This is a genomic window from Streptomyces sp. URMC 124 (genome assembly GCF_051386455.1).
Classification (GTDB): domain Bacteria; phylum Actinomycetota; class Actinomycetes; order Streptomycetales; family Streptomycetaceae; genus Streptomyces.
This window is the reverse complement of the sequence record NZ_JBPQTS010000208.1, coordinates 1-10237: the sequence shown is the minus strand read 5'-3', so window position 1 is coordinate 10237 and position 10237 is coordinate 1. Positions and strand designations below refer to the sequence as shown.

The following is a 10237-nucleotide window of genomic DNA, read 5'->3' as shown; positions in this document are numbered from 1 at the left end:
TCAGCGCCGATGGTACTGCATGGGGGACCGTGTGGGAGAGTAGGACGCCGCCGAACAATTTTTAGAGAAAGCCCTGGCGGGAACCTTGATTGAGTTCCTGCCGGGGCTTTTTCGCATTTCCGGGACCACCCTCCCCGCGGCCCGGTCGTGCCGAAGGGTAAGGTCAGGGGGTATCGTTCGCATATTTCCCACAGGAGGCCCCCGGGTGGAGGTCCAGGAGACGCGAGTCCAGACCGACCGCGTCCTCACCATCCCGAACATCCTCAGCATGGCGCGCCTGGTCGGCGTCCCTCTCTTCCTGTGGCTGATTCTCCAAGAGCACGACGGGTGGGCGCTGCTCGTCCTGGCCCTCAGCGGCGTCAGTGACTACCTCGACGGAAAGCTCGCCCGGCGCTGGAACCAGATCAGCAGCCTCGGCCGGCTGCTCGACCCGGCCGCCGACCGGCTCTACATCCTCTCCACCCTCTTCGGCCTGACCTGGCGTGAGATCCTTCCGCTCTGGATGACCCTCGCCCTGCTCGCCCGCGAGGCGATGCTGCTGGTCATGGTGGGGATCCTGAGGCGCCACGGCTATCCGCCGCCGCAGGTGAACTTCCTCGGCAAGGCCGCGACCTTCAACCTGATGTACGCGTTCCCGTTGCTGCTTCTCAGTGATGGAGAGGGCTGGTTGCCGTCACTTGCCGCGATTTTCGGATGGGCGTTCGCGGGATGGGGTACAACCCTCTATTGGTGGGCAGGGATCCTCTATGTGGTTCAGGTCCGCCGTCTGGTCAAGGCGGACGCCACGGCCGACTGATCCCGCCGCAGGCTCCGGCCCTACTCCGGCCATCCCGGGCGTGAAGTCGGCATGACCGTCGTCTCCCGAGGAGGACGCTTCCGACATGAAGGCCGTCGTGATGGCCGGCGGCGAAGGCACTCGCCTTCGCCCCATGACCTCGAGCATGCCCAAGCCGCTCCTGCCGGTCGCCAACCGGCCGATCATGGAGCATGTGCTGCGACTGCTCAAACGGCACGGACTCACCGAGACCGTGGTGACAGTGCAGTTCCTCGCCTCCCTCGTCAGGAACTACTTCGGGGACGGCGAGGAGCTCGGCATGGAGCTCACCTACGCCAACGAGGAAAAGCCACTCGGCACCGCGGGCAGCGTGAAGAACGCCGAGGAGGCGCTCAAGGACGACGCCTTCCTGGTGATCTCCGGAGACGCCCTCACCGATTTCGACCTGACCGACCTGATCCGTTTCCACAAGGAGAAGGGCGCACTGGTCACCGTCTGCCTCACGCGCGTCCCCAATCCCCTCGAATTCGGCATCACCATCGTCGACGAGAACGGCAAGGTGGACCGCTTCCTCGAGAAGCCCACCTGGGGCCAGGTCTTCTCCGACACGGTGAACACGGGCATCTACGTGATGGAGCCCGAAGTCTTCGACTACGTCGAGGCCGACGTCCCCGTCGACTGGTCGGGCGACGTCTTCCCGCAGCTGATGAAAGAGGGCAAGCCCGTCTACGGCTATATCGCCGAGGGCTACTGGGAGGACGTCGGCACCCACGAGAGCTACGTCAAGGCCCAGGCCGACGTGCTCGAAGGCAGAGTCGACGTCGACATAGACGGTTTCGAGATCTCGCCGGGCGTCTGGGTGGCGGAAGGCGCCGAGGTCCACCCCGACGCGACCCTCCGCGGCCCGCTCTACATCGGCGACTACGCCAAGGTCGAAGCCGGCGCCGAGATCCGCGAGCACACCGTCGTCGGCTCCAACGTCGTCGTGAAGAGCGGAGGCTTCCTGCACAAGGCCGTCGTCCACGACAACGTCTACATCGGCCAGCAGAGCAACCTGCGCGGCTGCGTCATCGGCAAGAACACCGACATCATGCGGGCCGCCAGGATCGAGGACGGCGCGGTCATCGGCGACGAGTGCCTCGTCGGTGAGGAATCGATTATTCAGGGCAACGTCCGGGTCTATCCCTTCAAGACCATCGAGGCGGGCGCGTTCGTCAACACCTCGGTGATCTGGGAGTCCCGGGGCCAGGCCCACCTCTTCGGCGCGCGCGGCGTCTCCGGCGTCCTCAACGTGGAGATCACGCCCGAGCTCGCGGTGCGGCTCGCCGGTGCCTATGCCACGACGCTCAAGAAGGGCTCGACCGTCACCACGGCCCGTGATCACTCCCGTGGTGCGCGAGCGCTCAAGCGCGCCGTGATCTCCGCCCTGCAGGCGAGCGCCATAGACGTACGCGACCTGGAGAACGTTCCGCTGCCGGTGGCCCGTCAGCAGACGGCGCGCGGCAGCGCCGGCGGCATCATGATCCGTACGACGCCGGGCGTGCCCGACTCCGTGGACATCATGTTCTTCGACGAGCGCGGCGCCGACCTCTCCCAGGCCGGACAGCGCAAGCTCGACCGCGTCTACGCCCGCCAGGAATACCGCAGGGCCTTCCCCGGAGAGATCGGCGACCTGTCCTTTCCCTCCAGCGTCTACGACTCCTACGCCGGCTCGCTGCTGAGGTCCGTGGACACCAGTGGAGTGGCCGAGGCGGGGCTGAAGGTCGTGGTGGACGCGGCGCACGGCAGCGCCGGCCTCGTTCTGCCGAGCCTGCTCGGCCGGCTCGGCGTGGAGGCGTTCACCATCAATCCCGGGCTCGACGAGTCCCGTCCCACCGAGACCGCGGACGACCGCCGCTCCGGTCTGGTCCGGCTCGGGGAGATCGTGGCGTCGGCCCGTGCCGCGTTCGGGGTGCGGTTCGACCCGGTGGGCGAGCGGATCTCCCTCGTGGACGAGCGCGGCCGGATCGTGGAGGACGACCGGGCCCTGCTCGTGCTGCTCGACCTGGTGGCCGCCGAGCGGCGCAGCGGCAAGGTGGCGCTGCCGGTGACCACGACCCGTATCGCCGAGCAGGTGGCGGCGTACCACGGAACCCAGGTGGAGTGGACGACCACCTCGCCCGACGACCTGACCCGGGTCGGCCGTGCGGACACCACGATCTTCGGCGGGGACGGTCGCGGCGGTTTCATCGTGCCGGAGTCCACCAGCGTCTTCGACGGCACCGCCGCGTTCGTCCGCCTCATCGGTCTGGTGGCGCGCACGCAGCTCACGCTCAGCCAGATAGACGCACGCATCCCGCGCGCTCATGTGCTGCGCCGCGACCTCGCGACCCCGTGGGCGGTCAAGGGGCTCGTGATGCGTTCCGTGGTCGAGGCGGCCGGGGACCGGCACGTGGACACGACGGACGGCGTACGGGTGGTCGAGGCCGACGGGCGCTGGGTGATGGTGCTGCCCGACCCGGCCGAGGCGGTGACCCATTTGTGGGCCGAGGGGCCGGACGACGCCTCGGCCCAGGCCCTGCTCGACGAGTGGTCGGCCGTCGTGGACGGCGCCGGGCGCTGACCGCGGACGCCGGATCAGGACCCGGCGGGCGTCGTCTCCTTGGGGCCGGACCGGTGCCGGAGTGATCCCGCGTCCGGCGCGCCGGTGGGGCCATTGGGAGACGACGCCTCCGACGTGCGACGATGTGCGGCATGTCGCAGCAGCCCCCCGTTCGGAGCACGGCCCAGCCGGCTCCGCGCCCTGATGCCTCCATGTCGCTGCTGACCAACGTGATGGACCACAGCCTCGACGACGGTTATGCGGAGGCGGCGGCCAGGCGCAAGGAGGAGGGCGGCAGCAAGCTGCCGAGCCCGCTGCGCGCGAAGCTGGGCCTCGCGGCGGCCCTGTTGCTCGCCGCGGTGGTGGTGACGCTGGGCGCGGCACAGGCGCAGATATCGGCACCGACGCTGGCCAAGGAGCGCCAGCAGCTCATCGACCGCATCGGGCGGGAGACGTCGGCTGCCGACACGCTGCAGAAGAACGTCGACACCTTGCGGGACGCCGTCGGCACCAAGCAGCGCGACGTCCTGGAGAAGCACGGCGGGGACAAGGCCGACCTGGTGGCGCTCCTCGCGGGCGCGACCGCCGTGCAGGGCCCCGGGGTCAAGCTCGTCGTGGACGACGCCAAGCAGACGAAGCAGAGTGGTGGCGGCGGTCCGCGCGAGAGCACCGGTTTCGCCGATACGGGCCGGGTGCGCGACCGTGACATGCAGCGCATCGTCAACGGCTTGTGGCAGTCCGGTGCGGAGGCCGTGTCGGTCAACGGGCAGCGGCTGACCGCGCTGTCGGCGATCAGGGCCGCGGGTGACGCCATACTGGTGGACAACAAACCGCTGCCGCCGCCGTACACGGTGCTGGCGGTCGGTGACGGACAGCAGTTGGCGAACGCCTTCCAGCGCAGCGTCGACGGGCAGTATCTGCGCGTTCTGCAGCAGAACTACGGGATCCGCTACAGCATTTCCGCTCAGGGAGAGGTCCGGCTGCCCGCCGCGCCACCGACACAGGGAAGGGCACATCGTGATCGCCGTATTGGGCCTCGTCGTGGGAGTCGTGGTCGGACTGGTCGTCCGCCCCGTGGTGCCGACGGCGGTCGAGCCCTACCTTCCCATCGCCGTCGTGGCGGCGCTCGACGCGGTGTTCGGCGGCCTCCGGGCGATGCTGGACGGAATCTTCGACGACAAGGTGTTCGTCGTGTCCTTCCTGTCCAACGTGGTCGTGGCGGCGCTGATCGTCTTCCTGGGCGACAAGCTCGGCGTGGGGGCGCAGCTGTCCACCGGTGTCGTGGTCGTCCTCGGTATCCGTATCTTCTCCAACGCGGCCGCGATCCGCCGGCACGTCTTCCGGGCGTGAGACCGATGAGCAACGACGACAACACGCCCGACGAGCCGGGCTCCGCGGAGCCGGCGAAGCCGACTGCGGAGGGCAAGTCCGGTAAGTCCGGCAAGCCTGCCGAGCCGGCCAAGTCCGAAAAGCCCGTCAAGTCCAAGCCGGAGCCTGCTCCGGAGGGTGAGTCTGCTCCCGTTTCCGGATCCGCAGCTGCGCCCGAATCCAAGGGCGCGGGCGAGGGTGAGTCGGGGCCCGCGGACGAGCCGGCAGCCGAGCCCGCAGCCGAAGAAGCCTCCGAGCGGGCCTCCGAACCGGCCTCCGAGCCGGTCTCCGGGCCCGAGCAGGCCGCTGGGGGCGCCGGACCGGCGCCCGGGGCGGGGACTGCCACCGAGCCCGTGACGGGCCGTCAGCGTCTGGCCAAGGCCTTCTGGCCGCCGCGGCTGACGCGGGCGCAGCTCACCGTCGCGGTGCTGCTGTGCGTCCTCGGCCTGGGCCTGGCCATCCAGGTCCGTTCGACCAGCGACAACAGCGCGCTGCGCGGTGCCCGGCAGGAGGACCTCGTACGGATCCTGGACGAGCTGGACAACCGCACCAAGCGGCTGGAGGACGAGAAGCGGCGGCTGGAGAGCCAGCGCACCGAGCTCGAAAGCAGCTCGAACCAGGCCGCGGAGGCCCGTAAGCAGACCGCGCAGAAGGAGCAGCAGCTCGCGGTGCTCGCGGGCACGGTGGCGGCGCAGGGGCCGGGCATCGAGCTCACGGTGAGCGACCCCAAGAACGCCGTCGAGTCCGACAAGCTCCTGGACACCATCCAGGAGCTGAGGGCCGCGGGAGCGGAGGCCATCCAGATCAATAACGTGCGGATCGTGGCCGACACCTATTTTTCCGGCGCGGCGGGGAAGGTGGAGATCGACGGCAAGAAGGTCTCGCAGCCTTACCGGTTCAAGGTGATCGGCAAGCCGCAGGATCTCGAGCCCGCGCTCAACATCCCCGGCGGTGTGGTGCAGACGCTGGAGAAGGAGCAGGCGGGCGTCACGGTCCAGCGGTCTGAGAAGATCATTGTGGACGCCTTGCGCCCGGCGAAGCGGCCTGACTACGCTCGGTCGTCATCGCAGTGAGGCGGGCGGTCATGCGGGCTTCAGAGGGAGGCCATGAGGTTGCGGGGGGTCGGCGCACCAAGTCGAGGGTGCGTGGTGGAAACTGTCTGTTGACCACGGACGTTGTATGGATGTCCAGGTCGGACGGTGTGTGCATCGAGGTTTTGTCCTGCCCCACGGGCGGGTCTGTTTCGGTCAAGGGGAATCGCCCGTGAAGTTGTTTGCGAAGTTGTTCGGCAAGAGCGCACGCCAGGACGGCGGCAGCGCCCGCCACCGCGCGTCGCGCCAGACGGAGGGCGGCGAGGGCCGCGAGGGCGCCCAGGAGGGGCGTCCGCTGTTCCGGGACCAGGTCGGAGCTCCGGGAGGAGACATTCCGGGCGGGTCGGCTGTTGACCCTGCCGCCACCGGGCGCATAGGTTTCGGGGCACCAGCGACCTCGAGCGCGCACGGAGGGTCTGCCTTGCCGGTATGTACGAGGTGCGGCCACCGGAACGCCGAGGCGAGCCGGTTCTGCTCCAACTGCGGTGCCCCGCTGAGGCCCGGTGCCGTGGCCGAGCGCGCCTCGGAGACCACGTCGACCATCTCGATCTCCGGTCTCGAGGCCTATGACTCCGAGGCCACCGGTCAGACGCCGATCCCGTCGCTCTCCCCGGAGGCGCAGGCGGCGGTCGACGCTCTGCCGCTCGGTTCGGCGCTGCTGGTCGTCCGGCGCGGCCCGAATTCCGGCAGCCGCTTCCTGCTGGACGGCGAGGTGACCACGGCGGGCCGGCACCCGCAGAGCGACATCTTCCTGGACGACGTCACGGTCTCCCGCCGGCACGTGGAGTTCCGCAGAGGCCAGGACGGCAGCTTCACCGTTTCCGACGTCGGCAGCCTCAACGGCACGTACGTCAACCGAGAGCGGATCGACGCGGTGCCCCTGAACAGCGGTGACGAGGTCCAGATCGGCAAGTACCGGCTGGTCTTCTACGGCAGCCAGCGGGGCATCTGACCGTCCCCCCGGGCTCCGTCCGGGGGGACCTAGGAAGGGCCATGCTTCGAACACCGTCGGGCGGCAGCGGGTCATCCGGTGCCGTCGGCGCGGAGGGGCGGCTGGTGAGCATCGGTACGGTGCTCAATCTGCTGCGTGAGGAGTTCCCCGAGGTCACCATCTCCAAGATTCGCTTCCTGGAGGCGGAGGGCCTGGTGGAGCCGCAGCGCACGCCGTCCGGATACCGCAAGTTCAGTACGGAGGACGTGGAGCGGCTCGGCTGCGTGCTGCGCATGCAGCGCGATCACTACCTTCCGCTGCGGGTCATCAAGGAGCACCTGGAAGCGCGGGCCCGGGGCGAGGCGCCGCAGCTGCCCGCCCCCGCCAAGCCCCGCGACGCCGCCCTCCTGGCCGATGGGAGTCAGGAGGCCGGCCCGGGCGCCGCGATCGGCGAGGCCGTCGCGGCGGCGGGTGCGGAGCCCGGGTCACCCGCGCCCTCCCCGGCCGTGCGGATCGGCCGCGGGGAGCTGCTCAGTGCCACCGGCGTCACGGAGCGTGAGCTGGGGGAGTGGGAGTCGTACGGGCTGGTCACCGCGCACCCGGACGGCGGATTCGACGCCGATGCGGTGGCCGTGGCGCGCCTCGTCGCCGACCTGGGCCGTTTCGGTCTGGAACCACGGCACCTTCGAGCCATGAAGGCCGCCGCCGACCGGCAGGCAGGCCTGGTCGAACAAGTGGTCGCACCGCTGCGGCGGCACCGTAATCCGCAGACCAGGGCGCATGCGGAGGCCACCACGCGCGAGCTGGCCACGCTCTCCGTGCGGCTGCACGCGGCGCTCGTGCAGGCCGCCCTGCACGCGGGCTCGCACTGACCGGCGAGTGCCCGACTACCCAAACCGGCCGGGCACGTCCTAGGGTTGCTGTGTGAACGAGCTCGATGTCGTGGGTGTCCGGGTGGAAATGCCCTCCAACCAGCCGATCGTGCTCCTGCGTGAAGTGGGAGGCGACCGCTACCTCCCGATCTGGATCGGACCGGGAGAGGCAACGGCCATTGCCTTCGCCCAGCAGGGCATGGCCCCGGCCCGTCCGCTGACCCACGACCTTTTCAAGGACGTGCTGGAGGCGGTCGGCCAGCAGCTCACGGAGGTCCGCATCACGGACCTGCGCGAGGGTGTGTTCTACGCGGAGCTCGTCTTCGCCAGCGGCGTGGAGGTCAGTGCCCGGCCGTCCGACGCCATAGCGCTGGCCCTGCGCACCGGTACGCCGATCTACGGCAGTGACGGTGTGCTGGACGATGCGGGGATCGCCATCCCGGACGAGCAGGAGGACGAGGTCGAGAAGTTCCGCGAGTTCCTCGACCAGATCTCGCCGGAGGACTTCGGCACCAGCAGTCAGTGAGCCGGCGCAGTCAGTGAGCCGGCCGGGGCGCTGTGTGACGGCTTGCCGCAGCGCATTCGATCAGGTCTTCCCGGTACAGAGGCACGCAAAACCACTCTCTGGGTGATTATCACTCGGCGTGCCGAGTGTGGCGATCGTTGACGCACCCCGAGTGACTGCCTACCGTCGAGAGGGCAGGTCAAGGACGGAGGTCGGCGTGAGAAGCATGGGCGACGGGACGGCGGTCGGCAGTCCGTATCCGCTGTTCGGGGGAGCGGTCGAACAGGCCCCCCGTCATGCCACTCCGGTGGAGGTCACCGCACCGCGGGACCCGGAGGCCGATCTGATCGGCTACCGCGGACCGACGGCGTGCGCGGCCGCGGGCATCACTTACCGCCAGCTCGACTACTGGGCGCGCACGGGCCTGGTGGAGCCGAGCGTGCGACCCGGGCACAGCTCCGGCACGCAGCGGCTCTACAGCTTCCGGGACGTGGTCGTCCTCAAGATCGTGAAGCGGCTGCTGGACACCGGCGTGTCCCTGCAGAACATCCGCACGGCCGTCCAGCACCTGCGCTCGCGCGGCATGGCCGACCTGCCCCGCATGACGCTGATGAGCGACGGCGCCACGGTGTACGAGTGCACTTCGCCCGACGAGGTCGTCGATCTCCTCCAGGGCGGGCAGGGCGTCTTCGGGATCGCCGTGGGCGTCGTGTGGCGCGATGTCGAGAGCGCGCTGTCCCAGCTGCACGGCGAGCGGATCGACACGGGCGAGACGCTGATCCGCCCCAACCCCGCCGACGAGCTGGCCCGCCGCCGCAACCGCGTCGGCTGACCGCCGGGCGGCAGCCCGGGCCGGTGGGCCGGCCGCGGCGGCCCTGGGGGCCCGCTCCGCGCCCCGACCCGTAAATCAGGGCACGTCAGGCGTACCGGGGCACATCTCCGTGATTGTCAGTGGCATGCGGCAGCATCGGTGTCGTGAGAGGCGCGCCCACCATCCTGCATCTCGACATGGATGCTTTCTACGCCGCGGCCGAGCAGGCGGCCAAGCCCAGCCTGCGCGGGAAACCCGTCGTGGTGGGCGGGATCGGCCCGCGCGGCGTGGTGGCCACCGCGTCGTACGAGGCCCGGGTCTTCGGGGTCCGCTCCGCGATGGCCACGGCCCAGGCCCGCAGGCTGTGCCCCAACGCCGCCTACCTCACCCCGCGGTTCTCGCTCTACCGCGACATCAGCGAGGTGGTCATGAGCCTGCTCGGCGAGCTGTCGCCGCTGGTGGAGCCGCTCAGCCTCGACGAGGCGTTCGTGGATCTGGAGGCCGGCGGCGTCGAGCCGACCTCGGCGGCCGTGCGGGCGGTGGGGGAGCGCCTGCGGCGGGACATCCGCGCGGCCACGGGGCTGAGCGGGTCGGTGGGGCTCGCCGCGTCCAAGATGCTCGCGAAGATCGCCTCCGAAGAGGCCAAGCCCGACGGTCTGGTGCTCATCGAGCCGGGCACCGAGCTCGAGCTGCTGGGCCCCATGTCCGTGCGCGCCATCCCCGGCGTCGGCCCGGCCACCGCCGAGACGCTGCGCCGGGCCGGCATCACGACCGTCGCCGAGACCGGCGAGGCGGGCGAGGCGGAGCTCGTGCGGCTCCTCGGGAAGGCCCATGGCGCGGGGCTGTACGCCCTGGCCACCGGGCATGACGACCGGCCCGTCGTCGCCGAGCGGGACGCCAAGTCCGTGTCCGTGGAGGACACCTTCGAGGAGGACCTGACCGACCGGTCACGGGTACAGCTGGAGATCGCCCGGCTCGCCGAGCGGTGCGTGCAGCGGCTACGGGCCGCCGGGCGGTCCGGGCGCACCGTGGTCATCAAAGTGCGCAGCTACGACTTCTCGACGCTGACCCGCTCGGAGACGCTGCGCGGCCCGACGGACGACCCCGCGGTGGTCAAGGAGGCCGCGGCCCGGCTGATCGACGGCGTGGACACCACGGCGGGGGTCCGCCTGCTCGGCGTCGGCGTCAGCGGGCTCGCCGACTACACCCAGGAGGACCTCTTCGCCCAGGCCGCGAGCGAGGCCGCGGGTGCGGCAGGGGCGGGGGAGGGGCCGCAGGGCCCGGCGGAGGGGCAGGGCGAGGC

General features: G+C 70.2%; 9 protein-coding genes and 1 pseudogene. All 10 read left to right on the top strand.

Annotated elements, in window-relative coordinates; genetic code table 11:
- Positions 1-205 precede the first annotated feature (205 nt).
- On the top strand, positions 206-796 hold the full coding sequence (locus tag ACSNOG_RS29910) for a CDP-alcohol phosphatidyltransferase family protein (protein ID WP_436755830.1): 591 nt from the start codon (positions 206-208) through the stop codon (positions 794-796).
- A gap of 85 nt (positions 797-881) precedes the next feature.
- Positions 882-3377, top strand: a complete 2496-nt coding sequence (locus tag ACSNOG_RS29905; protein WP_436755829.1) for a sugar phosphate nucleotidyltransferase — start codon at positions 882-884, stop codon at positions 3375-3377.
- Positions 3378-3508: 131 nt separating this feature from the next.
- Positions 3509-4366, top strand: a pseudogene (locus ACSNOG_RS29900) (DUF881 domain-containing protein); the annotation flags it as partial.
- Between the two features lie 7 nt (positions 4367-4373).
- A complete protein-coding gene (locus tag ACSNOG_RS29895) occupies positions 4374-4706 on the top strand; it encodes a small basic family protein (RefSeq protein WP_049715989.1) in 333 nt (110 codons plus the stop codon).
- A gap of 5 nt (positions 4707-4711) precedes the next feature.
- Entirely contained in the window at positions 4712-5797 is a 1086-nt protein-coding gene (locus ACSNOG_RS29890) for a DUF881 domain-containing protein (protein WP_436755832.1), read from the top strand.
- A gap of 106 nt (positions 5798-5903) precedes the next feature.
- Positions 5904-6767, top strand: a complete 864-nt coding sequence (locus ACSNOG_RS29885) for an FHA domain-containing protein (RefSeq protein WP_436755828.1) — start codon at positions 5904-5906, stop codon at positions 6765-6767.
- A 41-nt stretch (positions 6768-6808) separates the two neighbouring features.
- A complete protein-coding gene (gene ftsR / locus ACSNOG_RS29880; RefSeq protein WP_436755827.1) occupies positions 6809-7618 on the top strand; it encodes a transcriptional regulator FtsR in 810 nt (269 codons plus the stop codon).
- Between the two features lie 52 nt (positions 7619-7670).
- A complete protein-coding gene (locus tag ACSNOG_RS29875) occupies positions 7671-8144 on the top strand; it encodes a bifunctional nuclease family protein (protein WP_014058684.1) in 474 nt (157 codons plus the stop codon).
- A 205-nt stretch (positions 8145-8349) separates the two neighbouring features.
- Positions 8350-8955, top strand: a complete 606-nt coding sequence (locus ACSNOG_RS29870) for a MerR family transcriptional regulator (RefSeq protein ID WP_436755831.1) — start codon at positions 8350-8352, stop codon at positions 8953-8955.
- A 143-nt stretch (positions 8956-9098) separates the two neighbouring features.
- A partial coding sequence (locus ACSNOG_RS29865; protein WP_436755826.1) for a DNA polymerase IV occupies positions 9099-10237 on the top strand: 1139 nt, incomplete at its 3' end.